This is a genomic window from Lentzea alba (assembly GCF_011067745.1).
GTDB classification, from domain to species: domain Bacteria; phylum Actinomycetota; class Actinomycetes; order Mycobacteriales; family Pseudonocardiaceae; genus Lentzea; species Lentzea alba.
This window is the reverse complement of the sequence record NZ_JAAMPJ010000006.1, coordinates 421080-441383: the sequence shown is the minus strand read 5'-3', so window position 1 is coordinate 441383 and position 20304 is coordinate 421080. Positions and strand designations below refer to the sequence as shown.

Below are 20304 nucleotides of genomic sequence, written 5' to 3'. Positions count from 1 at the left end.
CGGGGAGGCCTGGCATGCGAATACTGAGTGCATTTGTCGCGTTAATTGCACTGTTCGGCGCAGTAACACCGGCCCAAGCAGCAGCGATGCCGCAATGCGGTGACACGCTGAGACAAAGCGTCACGTTGACGGCTGATCTGGAATGTCCGGGAACGGCCGGACTGATCGTCGGGGCCAATGGGGTGACGATCAACCTCAACGGACACAAGCTGAGCGGTTCTCCCGCGATCAGCATGACCGACGTGGACGGCACGATGATCCGCAACGGCACGGTGGCCGCCATCAACATCGTCGCCGACAACGCGACCAACACCAGGTTCGTCGACGCGACCGTCGGCAACATGAACGGGACCTACCTGTGGAACGGCACGACGTCGGTGACGTTCGTGCGCAGCAGGATCGACGCGTGGCGGCTCTTCTGCGGTGCCCGGTGTCACCTGCTGAACAGCACGTTCACCATGAACCAGATCTACGCCGACCACCTCCTCATCCGGGGTGACCAGGGCACGATGAACGGCATCAACCACATCGGCGCCATCGAGGCCGACATCGTCAACACCAAGCTGAACCCCTTCTCGGTCGGCGGGTCGCAGCGGCTGACCATCCGCGACAGCGAGCTCGACGGGTTCGAGCTGATCGCGACCGGCCGGATCGAGCTGCTGCGCAACACGTTCAGCGGCGGCAACTGGGTCGGTGTCCACCGGCCGGTCAACGGCGTCATCCGCGGCAACAGGTTCGAGAAGATGCGCTCGGCCGGCCTGTTCGTCGACCCGAAGGAAACGCTCAGCGGCCCATTGGTGATCGAGCGCAACACGTTCGCCGAAAACGTCGGCGACGGCCTTCGCATCGACGTTCCCATTCCACTCGACATCACCGTTCGCAAGAACACGAGCGAGAACAACGGTCAACACGGAATGTGGGCGACAGCGGGCGCCGTGACCGACGGCGGTGGAAACGTGTCCACCAACGACGCGCTCGGCTGCTTCACCATTGTCTGCGCTTAAAGCACCTCGGTGATCAGCAGGTCCGCTGATCCCTTCGACGAGTTCACCATCAACGCGTTGACGTGGTCCGTGCCGTGCAGCACCCGTTCCTCCGCCTCCGACAAGGTGCGCCCGTACCGCAGGTGGCGGTCGATCAGGCGCTGCACGCGCACGTCCTCGTCGATGAACAGGAACCACGCCTCGTCCAGGATGATCCGGACGCGCTTCCACTTGTCGTAGTTGAGCAGCAGGTAGTTGCCCTCGGTGACGACGAGCGGGACGTCCGGGTGCACCGGCACCGCGCAAGCGACCGGTTCCTCGATCTCGCGGCGGAACTGCGGCGCGTAGATCATGTCCGGCCCGCACGCCTTGATCCGGCCGAGCAGGTCCACGTAGCCGGGGATGTCGAACGTGTCCGGCGCGCCCTTGCGTTCGACCAGCCGCAGCCGTTCGAGCTCGCTCTGCGCGAGGTGGAAGCCGTCCATCTCGACGAGCACCGCCTGGCCGTCGAGGGCCTCGACGAGCCGCCGCGCGAGTGTCGACTTGCCCGAACCGGGTGCGCCACCGATGCCGAGAATCTTGCGCTCGCCCTGATCGGTGAGCACCCGAGCCCGCTCTAGCAGCTCGTCGAACCTGACCTGCTGTCCTGCCACCGTGCCAGCCTCTCAACCCAGTCCCCGACCGCGCCGACGCGAACAGCGGCCGCTTGCGACGCGAAGCCGATCGCCTCCGCCACCGGGTACGCGCCCGACGCCAGCGCGTAGGCGTACGCGCCGTGCCAGACGTCCCCGGCACCGTTCGTGTCCTTCACCTCCACCGAGGGCACGGGCACCTCTCCGGTCGAGCCGTTCCGCGACCAGGTCACCGGGGCCGCACCCTGCGTGCGGATCACCAGCGGCACTCCGAAGGCGTGCACCTCGGCTGCGGACCGCTCGAACCCCGAAGCGCAGGCAGCCACGTCCACCAGCGGCAACAGGTGATCGAGGACAGGTTTCCAGCTCCCGGCGTCCAGCACCACAGGCAATCCCATCGCTTTCGCCCGCCGGGCGACGGGGAGCACCAGTCCGTCGTGGTGTCCGTCCAAGAGCACGACGTCCGCGGCGGCGAGCAGATCGGACAGATCGGGCGCGACGACCGGCACCGCGGCGTTGCGCGAAACCACCGTGCGCTCCCCATCTGCGTCTCTGACGACGACCATGCTGACCGGCGTCGTACCCGCCACCGCGGTGACTTGGACCGGGGCCAAGGACGCCCGGACGAATTCACCCAGTGCGTCGGCACCCAACGCGGTGAGCAGTGCCGACTTCCCGCCGAGCGCGGCGACCGCACGGGCCGCGTTCGCCGCCGGACCGCCGGGCGAGAGCTCCGCGCCGAGTGAGCGGATCTTCTGCCCAGGATCCGGGAAAGCGTCCACCCGTTGAGTCACGTCGAGAGTTGTGAGCCCGACACACAGCACGGCTGCCATCTGGGCTTCCTCCAAACGGGTAAGGTCCCGGCCATGGTCACCATGCGGGATGTCGCGGCTCTCGCGGGGGTCTCCATCACCACGGTGTCACACGTGATCAACGAGACGAGACCGGTCGCCGGGGACACGCGCGAGCGCGTCCAGAAGGCGATCGACGAGACCGGGTACACGGGCGACGCCATCGCGCGATCGCTGGTCATGGGCGGCACGAAGTCGCTGGGCCTGGCCGTGTCACTGGTCTCGCACCCGTACTTCGCCGAGCTGATCGCCGCCATCGAGTCCGAAGCGACCCGCAACGGCTATTCGCTCGTGCTGATCGACACGAGAGACACCCCCGAGTCCGAGCAGACAGCGGTCCGGATGCTGCGCTCCAGACGGGTGGACGGCCTGCTGCTGACCCCGTCGGCCGGCGCCGGGGCGAGCCTCGTGCTGCCGGAACTCAAGAAGCTCGGCATCCCGACGGTGCTGGTCGACCGGCTGACCGTGGCCAAGGACATCGACCAGGTCGGGCCGGAGAACGTCCAGGCCACCTCGGGTCTGGTGAAGCACCTCGCGGAGCTGGGTCACCGGCGGATCGGCATCGTCTGCGGCAAGGCGGGCGTGGCGACGACCGAGGAGCGCATCCTCGGCTACCGGCTCGGTCTCGGCCGCGCGGGCCTGAAGTGGGACGAGGCGCTGGTGTCGCAGAGCGGCTGGCTCGCGCCGCTGCTCGACCAGGACGACCCGGCGACCGCCGTCGTGGCGGCCGACCACCTCGTCACGGTCGGCATGCTGCACGAGGCCCGTGCCCGCGGTCTGAAGCTCGGCACGGATCTGGCCGTCGTCTCCTACGACGAGGTCGAGTGGGCGACGCTGATCGAACCGCCGCTGACCACGCTGGCCCAGCCGGTCGAGGAGATCGGCAGGACCGCGGTGAAGCTGCTGCTGTCCCGGATCGCCGACCCGACGAGGCCGCCGGAGACCATCCGGCTCTCGCCCTCGCTGATGCACAGGCAGTCCTGCGGATGTTGATCCCCGGCCTCGTCTCGGTGACGTTCCGGCAGCTGACGATCGAGCAGATCGGCGAGCTGGCGACCGAGTGCGGGCTGCAGGCCGTGGAGTGGGGCGGCGACGTGCACGTGCCGCCCGGCGACTTCGCGGCAGCGCGGCGGGCGCTGGACACCGGGTTGAAGGTGGCCGCGTACGGGTCGTACTACCGCGCCGGGGTGTCCGATCGAGCCGACCTGGCGGCGATCCTGGAGACCGCGGCCGAGCTGGACGCGCCGTTGGTCCGCGTCTGGGCCGGAACCGCCGGGTCGGACGAGTGCCCGGACCGCGCGCCGGTGATCGAGGCCCTGCAGCACGCCGTCGAGCACGCCGACGCGATGGGCACGAAGATCGCGTTGGAGTACCACCGGAACACGCTGACGGACACGCTGGACTCGACGGTCCAGCTGCTCGACGAGGTCGACGGCGTGGTGCCGTACTGGCAACCGCGCGGGGGGCAGGACGTGTTCTCCGCCGTGCACGAGGTGCGAACGCTGGAACCCGTGACGGCGCACGTCTTCTCGTGGGGTCCCGGTGGGTACGAGGACCGGCTGCCGCTGTCCGCGCGCCGCGACCTGTGGCGGCCGGTGCTGACCGAGCTCGCGCGGGACGGCATCGAGCGCAACGCGTTGCTGGAGTTCGTGCTCGACGACTCGCCGGAGCAGTTCCGCGAGGACGCCAAGACCCTGTTGAGCTATCTCAAGCCGTAGTCACGTCGAGGCCGTGCCGCTCCAGCAGTGCCGCGGCCTCCAGGCACATCCAGCCGCCGAGCTGGACGGACAGGTCGCGCCCCTCTCGCTCGTCCGCCGGGACCGTCCACTCCGGACCGAACAACGGCCCGCTCACCGCCATCACGCGGTTGAGCCACGCCGCTTCCGCCGACTGGACCACGAGTTCCCGCGCCAGGTCCGCGGTCTCGTGCCGGTCCGGGTCGAGGTCGGGGATCGTCAGCGCGGCCTGGGCGAGGTAGCGCGTGAGGATGCCGGCGAACAGACCGCCGTCGCCGCCGCCCTGACCCTTGATCACGCCGTTGGTGGCCAGGTCGTCGTGCACCGCGGTGATCGTGCGGGCGGCCTTCTCGAGCCACTTGTCCGGCTGGCCGTGCTTGGCCAGCTCGACGCACGCGCCGATCAGAACTCCTTGGCAGTACGTGTAGATGTTCTTCTCGTACTCGCGGATCTCGCCGTTGGGGTGGACGTGCAGACCGTCCCAGGCGAGGCCGCTGCCGGGGTCGACCAGGTTGTCCTCGATCCAGTCCACTGTGGAGCGTGCGCGGGCGAGATCGGTGCGTTCGTTCTGCCGCGCCAGGAAGATCGCGGCCGGTCCGTTGGCGGGCACGTTCTTGAAGTCGTCCTTGCGCTTCCACCAGATGCCGCCGCCGGCGTGGTCGGTCCAGCCGTCCCGCAACCGGTCCGCGATGGCGGCGAGCGCCTTGGGCTTCGCGACGCCGACCTCCTGCTGGGCGCGCTGCAGGGCCAAGCCGAGCCACGCGATGTCGTCGTAGAAGTCGTTGGTCCAGCCGAGGACGTTGCGCACCCGGATGCCCCGCACGACCTTGGTGATCGCCGCCTTGCGCAGTTCGTTGGGCGAGCGCAGATACCCGTCGATCATGCAGTCGAGCAGGTGCGCCTGCCACCAGTAGTTGAAGCTGGAGTGCAGCTTGTCCCGCAGGAGCGGGGGCCACGCCCGCGCCCCGAGGAGCGTGCCCGGCACACCCCAGACCCGCCGCAGGTGCCTGGAGTACACCGCGCGCTCCGCGACACCCGCGCGTGCCGCCAGCAGTTTCGCGATCACCACTGGGCCATGGTGAGTGCTTGACCGGTCAAGAAGCTCGGTGAATCGCCCAGTGGTAGAGACCCATCGCCACAGAAGTTGTCAGGTTGTAACTGCTGACCTTGTCCCGCATGGGAAGCCGGACGATCCGGGTGGCCTTCTGCCGCGCTTCGGCCGACAGCCCGTGGCGTTCCGACCCGAACGCCAGCACGGCGTTGTCCGGGATCGGGCCTTTCAGCAGATCGCCGTCGGCGTCGAACGCGATGAGCTCGCCGTCGAAGTCGAGGCTCTCCGCCCTGGCGACCGGCAGGGCGAAGTGCAGGCCCGCCGACCCCCGGAGAACGTTGGGGTGCCACGGATCGACGTCACCGGTGGAGATCACCCCGCCCGCGTCCAGGCCGGCCGCCACCCGGATGGCCGCACCGAAGTTGCCGAGGTTGCGCGGGTTGTCGAGCAGCACGACCGGAGCGTTGCGGTCGAACGGCAGCTCCGGCCGGTCCGCGAACCCGGCCACGCCGGTCGGATGGGTGCGGCCGACCTCCCTGACGAACGTGGCCCGGTCGACCTCGCTGGCCTGCTCGAAGGCCGCCACGAGGTCCGGCGCGTGCGACTCGGCGAGCGCGACCGCGTCGGCCAGGTTCGTGGTGAGCAACGGGCGCACCTCCGCGCCGAAGCGCAGGGCGTGCTTAACCGTGTGAAAGCCTTCGAGCAGCACGTGTGCCAGCGTAGAACCCGATCCACGAGACGATCACGATCGACCCCAGCACCAGCTGGACCAGCGTCGACGCGCTCTCCGGGAACCAGACGCCGTCGATGTAGTGGTCGATGAACCCGGTGCCCAGCGAGGGCATTCCGGCCTGCGCGCGGAAGTACTCCTCCGCGGTCGTGAGCGGGCACGTCACCGGCATCAACAGACTGAGGATCGCCCACGCACCGATCACCAGATGCGCGTAGATCACTCCGCGCCACCGCCACGCCAAGAACCCGCCCACGAGCAGGAACGCCAGCACGGCGAAGTGCAGAACCATGACCGCTTCGGCGAAGAACCTGGCCATTCGCACCACCCCGCCTTCCAGACTAAGACGGGGTGGCTCGAAGCGCTCTCGATAAAACCTCAGGCGAGCCCGAGATCGTTCAGGTCGAGCAGGTACCGGTACTTCAGCCCCTCGGCCTCGATGGCCTCCTTGGCACCAGTGCCGCGGTCGACCACGGTCGCGACACCGATGACATCGGCACCGTGCTCGCGCAGCGCGGAAACGGCCGTGAGGACCGAACCGCCCGTGGTGGAGGTGTCCTCAACAGCGAGAACGCGCTGGCCGCGCACATCGATGCCCTCGATCTGCCGCTGCATGCCGTGCGCCTTGCTCGCCTTGCGCACGACGAACGCGTCGAGCACGTCACCGTCGATGGCGGCGGAGTGCATCATCGCGTAGGCGACGGGATCGGCCCCGAGTGTGAGACCGCCGACAGCGACGAAGTCCCAGTCGCTGGTGAGCTGCCGCAACAGCTTGCCGATCAGGGGAGCTGCCGCGTGGTGGAGCGTCGCCCGCCGCAGGTCGACGTAGTAGTCGGCTTCCTTGCCGCTGGAGAGGGTTACTTTGCCGTGCACGACGGCCAATTCGCTCACGAGACGAGCGAGTTCCGACTTCGCGTTCGAGTCCAAGACCACTTCAGTTCGCACGGGTCGCTAGCTTCGCACACACGGGCCGCCGCTGCCTCGTACCCTGCATCACCGTGAGCACCCTCTACGTGGAACAGCCGTGGACCTTCATGAGCCTGTTGGCCCGGCCGCAGTACCGGGTGGAGGTGTTCGACGAGCACGACGTGCCGATCGCGGTGGTCCGGGAGCGAACCGGCCCTGGCCTGCAGCGCCCGCTGCGGCACACCGGGTTCTCCGGCTGGACGACGTTCGACCTCGACGTCGTGGCACCGAACGGCCAGCCGATGATGCACATCAGCAAGGGCTTCGGCCGGCGGCCGCACGTGCGGGTCAGCACGCCACAGGGGCAGCTGATCGGGACGATCAAGACGCACGGCGCCTGGAAGCAGTCGCTGCACGACGCGAACGGTCAGCAGCTCTGCTTCTTCGGTGACATCGCGCGGATCGAGACCGGCGCACGCGCACAGCGCAACGGCAAGCGCGTCCGCCGCGACCGCGTCCAGATCAACCCGCAGGTGACCGAGCCGCTGCGCTCGTTGGCGACCGCCTGCGCGGTCGCCTTCGACGTCGTTCGCGGTACCGGGACCAGCCACGTCAGTGGTGGCGGCGTGGACTGGCCCGCCTGATCACCAGGCGTCCTCGCGGAAGTGGCTCGGGCCGTCGTCCTCGTCGTCGTCATCACGACGCGCACGCGGCGGCTGCTGGGCCGCCGGGTTGCCCGAGGTGATGATGTCGTCGATGTCCTGACCCTCCTCGATCGCGCGGTAAGCGCGCTGGAGGTCGGGAACGCCGACGGCGAGCGCCTTCTGCACGCCCTCGTCGTTCAACGCACGACCCTCGGCGACGTCGGCCCAGGACATCTCGCCGGCGTCCACGCGCCGTTGGAGATCCTTGAGCTCCTTCGGCGCGCCCGGCGACTTCGCGAACCGTTCGATCTCGGCGAGGTCCTGCTCGGACAGCCCGCGCGACCGGCGCTGCACCTGCGACGCGGCCGCCGCGACCTTCCCGAGATCGTCGATCTTGGAGTCCACGCCGTCGAACAACGCCTGCAGTCGCGCCTGGTCGTACGGGAACGTCATTGCTGACCACCACTGGGAGCCGGAGCCGGAGCGGGAGCGGGGGCGCCGGAGCCACCACCCGAGCCGGAACCGCTGCCCGAGCCGTGACGGCCCGAGGCAGCGGTTCCGGCCTTGCCGAGACTGTAGGCACCGAGACCGACACCGATCGCACCGGACTTCGCGGCGGCCACACCGTTGTCGTACTTCTGCTTGCCGTCCTGCACGCCGTCGACCACGTCGAGGAAGTCGTTGACGTCCTTCACGTCCTTGAGCTTCATCAGCGCCGTGCCCATCGCCACGATGCCGTCGACCATGCCCTTGACGCCCTCGATCAGCGTCATGATCGACTGGATGATCTTGCGGATCGCGTCGACGATCTGGATCGCGTCGTAGACCATCCACACCGCGCGGCCCCAGCCGACGACCGGGATCACCGCGGTCATGGCGGCCTCGAGCAGCATGGTGCAGAGCTTGTCGAGCAGGAACAGGGCGATCTTCGTGGCCGACCGGCACGCGGACGCCATGGACTGGAACTTGTTGCCGATGATCCGGGCGACCTGGGAGTCCGCCTCGATCGCGACGACCCACATGGTGTCCATGCGGCGTTCGAACGCCTGCGCGGCAGCACCGTTCCAGTGCGGGTTGAGCTGGCCGACGCCGTCGCCGACGTTGTGCCGCACGGAGTCCAGGGCCTTGGCGACCTGGTCCCACGCGTTGGCGTTGGCGTCGATCTTCTCGAAGTCACCGACCAGCGGGCTGATCAGCGACTCGATCAGGTTCTCGCCGGTGACCTTCTCGTAGATCCAGTTGACGCCCTGCAGCTTCCACCCGGCAGCTTCGATGAGCTCCTTGGTGGTCTGCCGGCCAGGGCGGTCCTCGGCGGCGGCGTTGAGCGCGGCCGAGGGGTCCTGGACGTCTGCGTACGCCGTGGTCATCGGCCACCTCCGGCCTTCTGCATCAGCTGGACGCCGTGAAGGTCGACCTTCTCGTAGGAGTCTGCGGTCTTCTTGAGCGCGCCGGAGTCCTTGAGCATCATCTTGTTCGCGAAGTCCAACGTCTCCCCGTAGAGGTTCGCGACACCGGTCACGACGGGGTGCAGCAACGTCAGCAGGCCGGTGAACCCGCTGGTGTCACCGCCCTTGGAGATCGCGTGGTCCTTGATGGTCAGGAAGTGCTGGGCGTTGCGGTCCAGCAGCTCGCTGTACCCGCGCAGCTCGTTCGGCACGACATGGAACTGTTCGCTCACATGCGCTCCGACGCGCCGTTCGGCCGAACGGTTCCGCTCAGGTGCGTCCGCGGCCGCCGGCGAAGCGCGACGCCATCTTGCGCGCGAGGGGTCGAGGGAGCAGTCGCGTGATGGTGACGATGGCCTTGTACTGCAGGCCGGGGATGGACAGCGGCTTGCCGCGGCGCAGGTCGCGCAGGGCCTCGTGGACCAGCCGGTCGGCGTCGACGTAGAGCCAGTTCGGCGTCTTGGACATGTCGATGTCGGCCCGCTTGTGGAACTCGGTCCGCACGAAACCGGGGCACAGCGCCATGATCCGCACGCCGGTGCCCTCGGCCGCGAGGTTCATGCCCTCGGAGAACGTCGTCACCCACGCCTTGTCGGCGCTGTAGCTGGTGCCGCGGCCGGGCAGGAAGCTCGCCACGCTGGACACGTTGATCACGTCGCCCTTGCCGCGGTCGATCATGCCGGGAATGGCGGCCCTGGACAGGCGCAGCACCGTGGCGACGTTGACGTCCAGCTGGGCCTGGAGCTTCTCGATGTCCGCCGCGAAGAACTCGCCGGTGTTGGCGAAACCCGCGTTGTTCACGAGCAGGTCGACCGGCGACTCGGCCAGCCGCGCCTCGACCTTGGCGCGCTCGCCGTGGTCGCTGAGGTCGGCGGGCAGGACGTCGACGTGGACGCCGTGACGATCGCGCAACTTCTGCGCGAGTTCCTCCAGTGCGGACGCGGTGCGCGCGACCAGCACGAGGTCGTATCCCTCAGCCGCGAGCCTGCGGGCGAAGGCGGCCCCGATCCCGACGGTCGATCCGGTCACCAGTGCGGTTGGCATGCCACCGAACGGTAGTCGGAAAATCGCCGGGGTCGAAGGCCGCCGATGATCAAACGTCGTGTTTCGCCGGGCGACGAAGAACGACCAGGCGCAGTGCGAGGCCCGAAACGACCAGAGCGACTCCGCCGAACAGCAACCAACCGACCGAAGCACCCGTGTTGGCCAACGTCACAACGGACGCCGTGCCGGCCACAGCCGCGGGCGGAACTACCTTTCCTCCGTACATCGTGCTTTCCTCCGGGGGGGTTCGGGGACACGACGCCTTACGCACGGAGTATCTGAATCACCTGCGAATGTTTTACACAGAGTGAAGTGTGACGTAGATCACACCACTTTGGGTACGGTCTGGAATACCGCTGGCAGGCGTGGGACGACAGACGGTACATACAACCGCCGCTCACCCAGCGTTACCAGATCAGGGCTGCTTGCGACCGAACGAAGGCCGGTAGACCTCGCCGCCGTCGTCGTCCTCCGCCACCGGCTCCTCGCGCTCGGAGGGGTCGGGGTCGAACGGGTCGATGACGTCCGCGAGCTCACCGACGTCGCGCAGCAGCCGCTCCAGGCGCGCGGGCGACGAGTTCGGCGGCGCGGCGGCCAGCACCCAGTCGTTCTCCATCCAGACGACCGTGACGTCGCCACCGATCTCCTCGGCGGCGTCGATCAGGTCCGGCGTGATGATCTTGCGGGCGGCCGGGACGTCCGTGACGAACGCGTAGCGCGAGCCGACCGGGCCGAGGAGGTCCGGCATCGGCATCTTCTCGTTGTCGCGCTGGAACGGGACCGTCGACAGCCACAGTTCGATGACGACCGACAACGCTCTGCGGCAGCGCACGCCGACCAGCACCGAGTTGACCTTGCCGCCGGTCTCGTGGTCGAGCACGTAGACCTGGCGCCGGCCGTCCGCGGTGAAGGTGGAGCCCGCGACCACGTCCCGGGCGAGCCCGGTGCCGTAGTACGCGATGGCGCCCGCTTCCCAGCGTGTCGGCAGCACGTGGTCTGTTTCCTCGAACTGCCAGCCGCGCAGCGCAGCCCAACGGCGTCGTTCACGATTACGCGCGGTTCGTTGCGCCCGGTCGGTCGCGAGCAGGGCGAACCCCGCCACACCCGCCACCGCGGCGACGGTGAACCAGACCCACGCCGGTATGCCCACAGGAGAAGCCTAGTGGGTCCGGCGCGTGGAACGAAGATCACTTCCGCGCGTCGCGACCCTGGCGTGCCGATTCGACGTGGATGAGGGCATGCCTGCCTCGTTCCCCTTCACCACGCCACGGTCGCTGGACGACGAACCAGAGGCCCAGGAACTGCTCGCCTCCGGCGGCTCCGTCGTCCCCGCCTCGATGGGCCCGATCACCATCTGGCTCGCGCTTTCGTACGCCGCCTGCAGACAGGTGCTGACCGATCCGCGCTTCAGCCGCGAGGAGGCCACCCGTCCCGGCGGCCCGGTCACGATCCCGTCCGGCGCGAACCCGCTGGTCCTCACCTCGATGGAGGGCCGCAAGCACGCCCGCACCCGCAAGCTGGTGGCCGCCGCGTTCAGCCCGCGCATGGTCGCCACGCTGGAACCGCGCGTCCAGGCGATCGTCGACTCGCTGCTGGACGCGGGGCCCACCGACCTGGTCGCCGGCCTGTGCGTCCCGCTGCCCACGACGGTGATCTGCGAGCTGCTCGGCGCGCCCTACTCCGACGCGCCGGACATCCGCCGCTGGACCGGCCGCCTGATGACCGCGCGTCTAACGCCGGACGAACTGCGCGAGGCCGAGCACGACATGCAGGGCTACCTCGCCGACCTCGTGGAGTTCAAACGCCTGCAGCCCGACGACAAGCTGATCACCGCTCTGGTCGCCGTCCACGACGAGGGCGGTCACCTGACGTCGGCCGAGCTGCTCGCGAACCTGCAGCTGCTGCTGGCCGCCGGGCACGACACGACCGTCAACCAGCTCGGCAACTCACTGCTGACCCTGCTGCGCCACCCCGCGGAGATGCGGCGGTTGATCGACTCGCCCGCGTTGATCGACACGGCCGTCGACGAACTGCTGCGCTTCTCGCGGCTGATGGCGGCGACCCTGCCGCGGGTCACCACGGAGGCCGTCGAGCTGGACGGGGTGCGGCTCGACGCGGGGGCCGCCGTGCTGCCGATCATCTCCGCGGCCAACCGGGATCCGTCGGTGTTCCCGGATCCGGATCGGCTCGATCTGGGGCGCGCCGACGCGGCGCCGCTGGCCATGGGGTTCGGGCCGCACTACTGCCTGGGGGCGCAGCTCGCGAAGCTGGAGCTGCGGGTCGCGTTGACGTCGGTGCTGAAGCGGTTCCCGGGGTTGCGGCTGGCCGTTGACGAGTCGGAGCTGACCTACCGGATGGAGACCAACGTCCGTGCGCTGGTCTCGTTACCCGTGGCTTGGTGATCGCGGCACGACGACGACCTGGTCCGCGTCCTCGTAGATGACGCGGCCGGGGTCGTCGGACTCCAGTCGGCGCCACTCCACGCCATGTGCGTCGAGGATCGCCAGGTAGCCCGGGACGCGGTCCAGGAGGTGCGTCGCCGCGACCTTGAACCACGCGGCGGCGCCGGGGTTGATCGTCCGGTCGTAGACGGTCGGATCGACCTTCGACGGGTCCGCGTAGGCCGCGTCGTACCAGGCGTTGTTGGTGCGCCGGAACGCTTCCTGCTCCACGGTGAGCTGTCCGCGCCGGGCCAGACCGTTGAACAACCCGAAGATCCCGGTGAAGTTCCCGTTGGCGTTGGGCTCGACCGCCTGGTAGCGCACATAGCGAAAATCCCCCACGAGACCGAACCTACAGGTCTCGCAGGGGATTCTGCGTGTCAGGCGCTGCGGCCCACGATCAGGCCCGTGTTGTCGTCCAGCACGTCCACCCGAACCGCGTCGCCGTCGCGCACCTCACCGGCCAGCAGCTCCTTGGCGAGCTGGTCACCGATCGCCGACTGCACCAGCCGGCGCAACGGCCGCGCCCCGTACACCGGGTCGAAACCGTTCAGGGCCAACCAGTCGCGGGCCGAGGCGGTGACGTCCAGCGTCAGCCGGCGAGCGGCCAGGCGGTCCGCCAGGCGAGCGATCTGGATGTCCACAATGGACGTCAGTTCCTCGGTGGCGAGCGCGTGGAACACCACGACGTCGTCGAGCCGGTTCAGGAACTCCGGCTTGAAGTGCCGTTGCACCACCGCCAGCACGGCGTCCTTGCGTTCCAGTTCGGTCAGCGACGGGTTCACGATGGTCTGCGAGCCCAGGTTCGAGGTGAGCACCAGGATCGTGTTGCGGAAGTCCACCGTGCGGCCCTGGCCGTCGGTCAGGCGACCGTCGTCCAGCACCTGCAGCAGCACGTCGAACACGTCCGGGTGCGCCTTCTCCACCTCGTCGAGCAGCACGACCGAGTACGGGCGGCGGCGGACCGACTCGGTCAGCTGGCCGCCCTGGTCGTAGCCGACGTAGCCGGGAGGCGCGCCGACCAGGCGGGCCACCGAGTGCTTCTCGGAGTACTCGCTCATGTCGATGCGGATCATCGCCCGCTCGTCGTCGAACAGGAACGCCGCCAGCGCCTTGGCCAGCTCGGTCTTGCCGACGCCGGTCGGGCCGAGGAACAGGAACGATCCCGTCGGGCGGTCCGGGTCGGCGACGCCGGCACGGGTGCGCCGGACCGCGTCCGACACGACTCGCACGGCTTCGGCCTGGCCGACGACGCGGCGGCCGAGTTCGTCCTCCATCCGCAGCAGCTTGGCGGTTTCGCCTTCCAGCAGGCGGCCGGCCGGGATGCCGGTCCACGCCGACACGACGTCGGCGACGTCGTCCGGGCCGACCTCCTCCTTGAGCATCGCGGCGTCCTGAGTGGACTCCGCGGCGCCTTCGAGTTCCTTCTCCAGCGCGGGGATCCGGCCGTAACGCAGCTCGGCGGCGCGGCCGAGGTCGCCGTCGCGCTCGGCCCGTTCGGACTCGCCGCGCAACGACTCCAGCTGTTCCTTCAGCGTGCGCACGCGGTCGATGGAGCCCTTCTCGTTCTGCCACCTGGCCGTCAGGGCGGACAGCTCCTCGCGCTTCTCGGCCAGCTCGGCGCGCAACGCCGACAGCCGCTCCAGGGAAGCCGCGTCGGACTCCTTGGCCAGCGCCATCTCCTCGATCTCGAGCCGGCGCACGGCGCGTTCGACGGTGTCGATCTCGACGGGCCGCGAGTCGATCTCCATGCGCAGCCGGGACGCGGCCTCGTCGACGAGGTCGATCGCCTTGTCCGGCAGGAAGCGCGCGGTGATGTAGCGGTCCGACAACGTGGCCGCGGCGACGAGAGCTGCGTCCGTGATGCGCACACCGTGGTGCACCTCGTAGCGCTCCTTGAGGCCGCGCAGGATGCCGACGGTGTCCTCCACCGACGGTTCGCCGACCAGCACCTGCTGGAAACGGCGCTCCAGGGCGGCGTCCTTCTCGATGTGCTCGCGGTACTCGTCCAACGTGGTCGCGCCGACCATCCGCAGCTCGCCGCGGGCCAGCATCGGCTTGATCATGTTGCCGGCGTCCATGGCCGACTCACCGGTCGCGCCGGCGCCGACGATCGTGTGCAGCTCGTCGATGAACGTGATGACCTGGCCGGCCGAGTCGGTGATCTCCTTCAGCACGGCCTTGAGCCGCTCCTCGAACTCACCGCGGTACTTGGCGCCGGCGACCATCGAGCCGAGGTCCAGGGACACGACCCTCTTGCCGCGCAACGACTCCGGCACGTCACCAGCCACGACGCGCTGCGCCAGGCCCTCGACGATCGCCGTCTTGCCGACGCCGGGCTCGCCGATCAGCACGGGGTTGTTCTTGGTGCGCCGGGACAGCACCTGGACGACCCGGCGGATCTCGGCGTCGCGGCCGATCACCGGGTCGAGCTCGCCCTTGCGAGCGCGTTCGGTGAGATCGACGCCGTACTTCTCCAGCGCCTTGTAGGTGCCCTCGGGGTCCGCCGACGTCACCCGCGCCGATCCGCGCACCTTCGCGAACGCGTCCTTCAACGCGTCCGGCGTCGCACCGTGCCGGCGCAGCAGGTCGGCCACCTGGCCACCGTGCTGGGCCAGCCCGACGAGCAGGTGCTCGGTGGACACGTACTCGTCACCCATCTCGGTGGCGAGCTCCTGCGCCTTGCCCAGCACCCGCACGGCGTCGCGCGAGAGTTGCGGCGCGGAAACCGTCGAGCCGGACGCGCTGGGCAACGAGCGGGAGAGCTGCTCCAGTTCCTTGCGCACCTGCGTCGGGTCGGCGCCCACCGCCGAGAGCAACGGCGCGGTCAACCCGTCCGTCTGCGCCAGCAGTGCGCTGAGCAGGTGCGCGGAACCCACGTCCGGGTTTCCGTTGAGCGTCGCGGCCTGCACCGCCGCGGACACCGCCTGCTGCGTCTTGGTCGTCGGGTTGAAAGCGTCCATTCCTCCACCTCGTGGTCAGCGTTCAGCATGGACCATCATCCCGCACAACGTCAGAAAAGTTGAGCGTGTTCCGCTCAACTATGAGAACGTGACGACCGTCCCGAAAATCGCACGTCAGCTGACCAGGGCTACGCGAAGATCAGCACCATGACCTCAATCATCCACAACATCACCGTCGATGCCCGCGACTCCTACGAGATCGCGTCGTGGTGGGGCCAGGTGCTCGGCCTGCCGCTCGACCCGGAGGACAACCCTGGCGACCCGGAGTGCCTGATCCACCTGCCGAGCGGCATCCGCTACCTCTTCATCAACGTCCCCGAGGGCAAAGAGCTCAAGAACCGCCTGCACATCGACCTGCAGCCGACCGACGGCACCCGCGACCAGGAGGTCGAGCGCCTGGTCGGCATCGGCGCGACGATCTTCGACGATCAGCGCCGCCCCGACGGCACCGGCTGGGTCACCATGCGCGACCCCGAGGGCAACGAGTTCTGTGTGGAACGCAGCGCAGCCGAACGCGCCGCGACCTCCTGACCACCGTCACTCGAAAGCACCAACAGCTTGTCCACAGCGGAGACCGACTTATCCACAATCCGCTGTTCAGTATCCACAGGTGAATCAAGTTCAGTGGCGACCGTCTGTGCACCAGAACCCGTTGGGGTGACATCCACAGACTCCCGCAACGGCTGCTCCTTGATCAGCAGCACCGCGATCACCGTGAACACCGCGAGACCAGCGGCGATCAGGAACAACTCACCCATCGCGTCGCCGTAGGAGTCCCGCACCACCGGGGAGAGGGAGCCGCGGTCGAGCGTCTTCGTACTCACCTGGGCCGCCAACACGGCCCCGAGCACCGAGACGCCGGCCGTCCCGCCCAACGACCGCAGGAACGTGGCCGTGGAACTGGCCGCACCGAGATCGGCCAGGTCCACACCGTTCTGCACGGCCAGCACGAGGTTCTGCATGGTCAGCCCCACCCCGACACCGACCAGCGCCAGGTACGCCCCCATCAACACGAGATTCGTGCCGTGGTCGATCGTCCCGAGCAACGCCAGCCCGATGACCAGTGAGAACGCACCCCAGACCAGGTAGCTCTTCCACTTGCCGCTCCTGGCGATGAGCTGCCCGCTCACCGTCGACGAGATGCTCAACCCGAGCACCAGCGGCACCGTCAGCAACCCGGCCTTGGTAGGCGAGAACCCGCGCGCGATCTGGAAGTACTGCCCCATGAACACCGACGCGCCGAACATCGCCGTACCCACCGCGACGCCACCGAGCATCGCCAGCACCACGGTCCGGTTCCTGAACAGGTGCAACGGGATGACCGGCGCACTGGCCCGCCGCTCGACGAAGTAGGCACCCACCACGGCCAGCACCGCACCACCCACGAACAGCGCGCTCTTCCCGCTGATCCAGTCGAAGTTCTTGCCCGCGAACGACACCCACATCAACACGAGGCTCACCCCACCCGTGATGAGCGTGGCGCCCAAGTAGTCGATCTTCACGTGCTGCTTCTTGGTCGGCAGGTGCAACGTCTTGTGCAGCACGGCCAACGCCACCAGCGCCAACGGCACACAAACGAAGAAGCACCACCGCCACCCGGGCCAGTCGACGAGGAACCCGCCGACCAACGGCCCACCGACGGTGCCCGCCGAAATCACCATGCCCGTGTACCCGCTGTACCGCCCGCGCTCACGAGGACTGAGCAACGCCCCGACCACAACCTGGCCGAGCGCCTGGACCCCACCCATCCCGAGCCCCTGGACCACCCGGAACGCGATGAGCTGTTCCATGTTCTGACTGAGCCCGGACAACACCGAGCCGATGACGAACAACACGATGCTGACCTGCAACAACATCTTCTTGTCAAACAGATCCGAGAGCTTCCCCCACAACGGCGTGCTGGCGGTGGACGCCAGCAACATCGCCGTGATGACCCACGTGTACTGGGTCTGCGTGCCTTTGAGCTCGGCCAAGATCGTCGGGAGAGCGTTCGAGACGATGGTGGAGCTGAGGATCGCGACGAGCAGCGCCACCCAGATGCCGGACAGCGCTTCGAGGATCTCCCGATGCGACGAGGGCCGGTTCAAGCACACCTCCAGTAATTAGTTGATGTCATACAACTATATCTGGAGATAGTTAGCTAGGCCAACTAATCCGGTGGCTGATGAGTCACACCCAGGAACGCGCACCCCAGACGATCAGCCGGGGGCACCCGACCTACGAAACAGCAAGCCGCCCAACGCAAGGTCGAGCCCCAGGCCACCTATCCGACGATCGCGTCCCTCAACGCGCCCGCCAAATCCCCCTCAACCCGCCGCCCAGAAGCCTCAGGCCAAGCGAAGTACTCGTCATCCTCCCAATGAGGAACAACGTGAAAGTGCAGGTGAGGCACACTCTGCTCAGACCCAGGCCCACTGGCGTTCAACACGCAGACCCCGGAAGCCCTCAGCGCGACCTCCATGGCCAACGCAACCCGCTGAATCAGCTCCCCAGCAGCGGCAAAGGCCGCGGGCGAAGCATCCTGCACCCCGACCGAATGCTCACGCGGCACCACCAACGTGTGCCCAGGAGCGAGCGAGCCGGACGCCAGCGGCAAGAACGCAACGGCGTCCGGCGCCTGCGCCACCCAGTGAGCGGGCAGGCCACCGGACATGATCGAACAGAAGACGCACGCCATCCCGTCATGTGATCAGAGGTGCGACCTGCCGTGCGACCGGATCAGTCGTTCCCGTTGCTCGTCTTGCCGGCCTTGACCCCGAAGAAGTCGCCACCCTTCTTCTTCACGTCATCGGTCCCCCAGTGCCGAACCCGATCCACCGGCACCATCCGCGGGATGTGCTTGCGACAGTGCACGTAAGCCTCCTGCACCGTCACCACCACCCACCGCTCCACCTTCTTGTCCTCACCCGAGGCCGAGGCCAAGGACTCGAACTCCTCAAAAGGAGCGATCCGGGCGCGACCGTTCACGTGCAGCCCGATCAGGTCGTCAGCGAAGTCCACCATCAGCATCCCGACGTGCGGGTTCTCCATGATGTTGCCCAAAGACGCCATCACGCCGTTCCCCCGGTACTCGGGGTACACGACAGTCCGCGAGTCGATCACCCGCAGGAACCCCGCCGCCCCGGCCCGCAGCGTCGAGTCGCACTCCCCGTCGGCATCAGCGGTCGAGATGAAGGCCATCTCCATCCGGCCGACGAACTCGGCCATCGCGGGGTTCAGGTGGTCCAGGACCTGGTCCGAGTAGAAGCGTGTGGCGCGATCGGACGTCTCCAAGGCACATTGGAGGAAGTGCTCACCACGTGAGCCAGGCAGTGCGTCGGATCGCTCAACACCGTCGAGTGAGGTGGTTTCAGTCAACTCAGGCAGGGACACGCGGCCAACCCAAGCACGCAAGCACGCAACCCGGTACAGACGGGCCCTCACATTCACACTGTTGCGGTAACAACTAGTTGCGTACAGTAATCGGACTTCGCTCGAAGGTGGCATCAAGGAGTCAAACAGCCCGATCAGGGGTTACTGTCCACCCTGTCGGGGGACGGATGCTTGACGAGGACGACAGCGCCTTGCTGGCGCCAATGAGAACGTGGAGACTGCGCGCGGACCATGACTGCGAACGCTGTGCTGAGCCCCATCCCTACCCCGCCCCACCGAGAACCTCCGCCTGGTGTCACCGCGATGGTGCGGATGATCCGGGAGAGCTTCGCGGTGGTGGAGCCGCACTCCGAAGAAGTGGCGAAGTTCTTCTACGGAATGCTCTTCTCGCTCTCGCCTGCCACACGCGAGATGTTCCCCGCGAACATGGAGGTGCAACGCAGCCGCCTGCTGCGCGCCCTCGTGCACGTGGTGCAGATGGTCGACCGCCCGGACGATCTCATCCCGTTCCTCCGCCAACTGGGCCGTGACCACCGGAAGTTCGGTGTCATCAACGTCCACTACGAGGCCGTCGGGACCGCACTGCTGTCCGCCGTGAAGAAGTTCTCCGGTGCCGCCTGGACCCCCAAGGTCGAGATGGCCTGGGCCGAGGCGTACACGCTGATGGCGCGAGCCATGCAGGAGGCGGCCGACGCCGACAACGGGCCCGCTTACTGGCACGCGACGGTGCTGGAGCACCAGCGCGTGTCGTGGGACCTGGCGGTCGTGCGGCTGCAGCCCGACCACCCGGTCAACTACAAGGCCGGTCAGTACGTCAGCGTGGAGACGCCGCAGCGCAAGCGGTTGTGGCGGTACTACTCGCCGGCGAACGCCCCGCGTGAAGACGGCATCATCGAGTTCCACATCCGGTCCGTCGACGGCGGCTGGGTGTCGCGCTCGGTGGTCGGTCACACGCAGGCCGGTGACACCTGGCGCATCGGACCGCCGATGGGACGTCTCTCGGTCGACCGCACGGCCGGGTCGGACATCCTGATGGTGGCCGGTGGCACGGGCGTCGCGCCGATGCACGCGATCATCGACGAGATGGCGCAGTACGGCGAGAACCCGCGCGTGCACCTGTTCTACGGCGGCCGCACCCGCGAGGACCTCTACGACCTGGACAACCTGCAGCGCATCGCGACCACGAACCCGTGGCTCACGGTCGTGCCGGTGCTGGAGTCGGATCCCGGTGTCCGGGGTGTCGAGCAGGGCAGCCTGGCCGACGTGGTCACCCGCTACGGCGCGTGGGAAGAGCGTGACGTCCTGGTCTGCGGCAGCCCCGCCATGATCAGGTCGACCGTGTCCCGCATGCTGGTCGCCGGAACGCCGCTGGACCGGATCAAGTACGACCCGTTCACGCTGGACTAAACTCGGCACGTCGAAGCGACTGGCGTGCCGAGGGTGGAACTGACCACCGGGAAGCGACGGCCGAGCGCACCGAACGCCTGGGTGCCCGGCACGGAGTGA

23 protein-coding genes and 1 riboswitch are annotated in these 20304 nt (G+C 68.1%); of the genes, 7 read left to right on the top strand and 16 right to left on the bottom strand.

Annotated elements, in window-relative coordinates:
* The first annotated feature begins 14 nt into the window (after positions 1-14).
* Positions 15-1004 carry a right-handed parallel beta-helix repeat-containing protein gene (locus tag G7043_RS24215; RefSeq protein WP_166049052.1) on the top strand — a complete coding sequence of 330 codons (990 nt, stop codon included), beginning with the start codon at positions 15-17 and terminating at the stop codon, positions 1002-1004.
* On the opposite strand, the gene G7043_RS24210 is transcribed toward G7043_RS24215, so the two are convergent.
* Complete coding sequence (locus G7043_RS24210) at positions 1001-1636, bottom strand: nucleoside/nucleotide kinase family protein (protein WP_086661337.1); 636 nt, start codon at positions 1634-1636, stop codon at positions 1001-1003. The genes G7043_RS24215 and G7043_RS24210 overlap by 4 nt on opposite strands.
* Positions 1600-2448 (bottom strand): PfkB family carbohydrate kinase, encoded by an 849-nt coding sequence (locus tag G7043_RS24205; protein ID WP_207311594.1) that lies wholly within the window; start codon positions 2446-2448, stop codon positions 1600-1602. Before G7043_RS24205 ends, G7043_RS24210 begins: the two co-directional genes overlap by 37 nt.
* 33 nt (positions 2449-2481) lie before the next feature.
* On the opposite strand from G7043_RS24205, the gene G7043_RS24200 reads away from it, so the two are divergent.
* Both G7043_RS24200 and G7043_RS24195 read left to right on the top strand, forming a co-directional pair.
* Positions 2482-3459, top strand: coding sequence for a LacI family DNA-binding transcriptional regulator (locus G7043_RS24200; protein WP_166049050.1), 978 nt, complete (start codon positions 2482-2484; stop codon positions 3457-3459).
* The gene (locus tag G7043_RS24195) at positions 3453-4184 is read left to right on the top strand and encodes a sugar phosphate isomerase/epimerase family protein (RefSeq protein ID WP_166049048.1); all 732 of its coding nucleotides are present in this window, start codon (positions 3453-3455) and stop codon (positions 4182-4184) included. The genes G7043_RS24200 and G7043_RS24195 overlap by 7 nt, the downstream gene beginning before the upstream one ends.
* Here G7043_RS24195 and G7043_RS24190 read toward each other — a convergent pair.
* From G7043_RS24190 to pyrE, 4 genes are read right to left on the bottom strand one after another with little or no spacing between them, the layout of a single operon-like run.
* Positions 4174-5271, bottom strand: a complete 1098-nt coding sequence (locus G7043_RS24190) for a glycoside hydrolase family 76 protein (protein ID WP_166049046.1) — start codon at positions 5269-5271, stop codon at positions 4174-4176. The two genes, G7043_RS24195 and G7043_RS24190, sit on opposite strands and share 11 nt — an antisense overlap.
* A gap of 25 nt (positions 5272-5296) precedes the next feature.
* Positions 5297-5962, bottom strand: a complete 666-nt coding sequence (locus G7043_RS24185; protein WP_313888048.1) for a TrmH family RNA methyltransferase — start codon at positions 5960-5962, stop codon at positions 5297-5299.
* Entirely contained in the window at positions 5934-6302 is a 369-nt protein-coding gene (locus tag G7043_RS24180) for a DUF2784 domain-containing protein (RefSeq protein WP_166049044.1), read from the bottom strand. Before G7043_RS24180 ends, G7043_RS24185 begins: the two co-directional genes overlap by 29 nt.
* A 59-nt stretch (positions 6303-6361) precedes the next feature.
* A complete protein-coding gene (pyrE, locus tag G7043_RS24175) occupies positions 6362-6910 on the bottom strand; it encodes an orotate phosphoribosyltransferase (RefSeq protein WP_207311677.1) in 549 nt (182 codons plus the stop codon).
* A 71-nt stretch (positions 6911-6981) separates the two neighbouring features.
* Here pyrE and G7043_RS24170 point away from each other — a divergent pair, with 71 nt between their 5' ends.
* The gene (locus tag G7043_RS24170) at positions 6982-7533 is read left to right on the top strand and encodes a hypothetical protein (RefSeq protein WP_166049042.1); all 552 of its coding nucleotides are present in this window, start codon (positions 6982-6984) and stop codon (positions 7531-7533) included.
* Here the strand turns inward: G7043_RS24170 and G7043_RS24165 are convergent, their stop codons facing one another.
* From G7043_RS24165 to G7043_RS24145, 5 genes are all read right to left on the bottom strand, one after another.
* The gene (locus G7043_RS24165; protein WP_166049040.1) at positions 7534-7986 is read right to left on the bottom strand and encodes a hypothetical protein; all 453 of its coding nucleotides are present in this window, start codon (positions 7984-7986) and stop codon (positions 7534-7536) included.
* Positions 7983-8900, bottom strand: a complete 918-nt coding sequence (locus G7043_RS24160) for a WXG100 family type VII secretion target (protein WP_166049037.1) — start codon at positions 8898-8900, stop codon at positions 7983-7985. Before G7043_RS24160 ends, G7043_RS24165 begins: the two co-directional genes overlap by 4 nt.
* Positions 8897-9211: a hypothetical protein gene (locus G7043_RS24155; RefSeq protein ID WP_166049035.1), complete on the bottom strand. Its 315-nt coding sequence runs from the start codon at positions 9209-9211 to the stop codon at positions 8897-8899. Before G7043_RS24155 ends, G7043_RS24160 begins: the two co-directional genes overlap by 4 nt.
* 37 nt (positions 9212-9248) lie before the next feature.
* Positions 9249-10022: an SDR family NAD(P)-dependent oxidoreductase gene (locus G7043_RS24150; RefSeq protein ID WP_166049033.1), complete on the bottom strand. Its 774-nt coding sequence runs from the start codon at positions 10020-10022 to the stop codon at positions 9249-9251.
* A 415-nt stretch (positions 10023-10437) separates the two neighbouring features.
* Positions 10438-11172, bottom strand: coding sequence for a hypothetical protein (locus G7043_RS24145; RefSeq protein ID WP_166049030.1), 735 nt, complete (start codon positions 11170-11172; stop codon positions 10438-10440).
* A gap of 88 nt (positions 11173-11260) precedes the next feature.
* Here G7043_RS24145 and G7043_RS24140 point away from each other — a divergent pair, with 88 nt between their 5' ends.
* Positions 11261-12424, top strand: coding sequence for a cytochrome P450 (locus tag G7043_RS24140; protein WP_166049028.1), 1164 nt, complete (start codon positions 11261-11263; stop codon positions 12422-12424).
* Here the strand turns inward: G7043_RS24140 and G7043_RS24135 are convergent.
* Together G7043_RS24135 and clpB are read right to left on the bottom strand one after the other, a co-directional pair.
* A complete protein-coding gene (locus tag G7043_RS24135) occupies positions 12407-12805 on the bottom strand; it encodes a hypothetical protein (RefSeq protein ID WP_166049025.1) in 399 nt (132 codons plus the stop codon). The genes G7043_RS24140 and G7043_RS24135 overlap by 18 nt on opposite strands.
* A 38-nt stretch (positions 12806-12843) precedes the next feature.
* On the bottom strand, positions 12844-15426 hold the full coding sequence (clpB, locus tag G7043_RS24130) for an ATP-dependent chaperone ClpB (RefSeq protein ID WP_166049023.1): 2583 nt from the start codon (positions 15424-15426) through the stop codon (positions 12844-12846).
* 147 nt (positions 15427-15573) lie between these two features.
* Here clpB and G7043_RS24125 point away from each other — a divergent pair, with 147 nt between their 5' ends.
* A complete protein-coding gene (locus G7043_RS24125; protein WP_166049022.1) occupies positions 15574-15957 on the top strand; it encodes a VOC family protein in 384 nt (127 codons plus the stop codon).
* Here the strand turns inward: G7043_RS24125 and G7043_RS24120 are convergent.
* From G7043_RS24120 to G7043_RS24110, 3 genes are all read right to left on the bottom strand, one after another.
* Entirely contained in the window at positions 15855-17513 is a 1659-nt protein-coding gene (locus G7043_RS24120) for an MDR family MFS transporter (protein WP_242642576.1), read from the bottom strand. The genes G7043_RS24125 and G7043_RS24120 overlap by 103 nt on opposite strands.
* Positions 17514-17689: 176 nt before the next feature.
* The gene (locus G7043_RS50420) at positions 17690-18079 is read right to left on the bottom strand and encodes an HIT family protein (protein WP_207311593.1); all 390 of its coding nucleotides are present in this window, start codon (positions 18077-18079) and stop codon (positions 17690-17692) included.
* 65 nt (positions 18080-18144) lie between these two features.
* Positions 18145-18699 carry a pyridoxamine 5'-phosphate oxidase family protein gene (locus G7043_RS24110; protein ID WP_313888047.1) on the bottom strand — a complete coding sequence of 185 codons (555 nt, stop codon included), beginning with the start codon at positions 18697-18699 and terminating at the stop codon, positions 18145-18147.
* 402 nt (positions 18700-19101) lie between these two features.
* Here G7043_RS24110 and G7043_RS24105 point away from each other — a divergent pair, with 402 nt between their 5' ends.
* Positions 19102-20205 (top strand): FAD-binding oxidoreductase, encoded by a 1104-nt coding sequence (locus G7043_RS24105; protein WP_086661358.1) that lies wholly within the window; start codon positions 19102-19104, stop codon positions 20203-20205.
* Between the two features lie 5 nt (positions 20206-20210).
* Positions 20211-20295, top strand: a riboswitch (ZMP/ZTP riboswitch).
* Positions 20296-20304 lie beyond the last annotated feature (9 nt).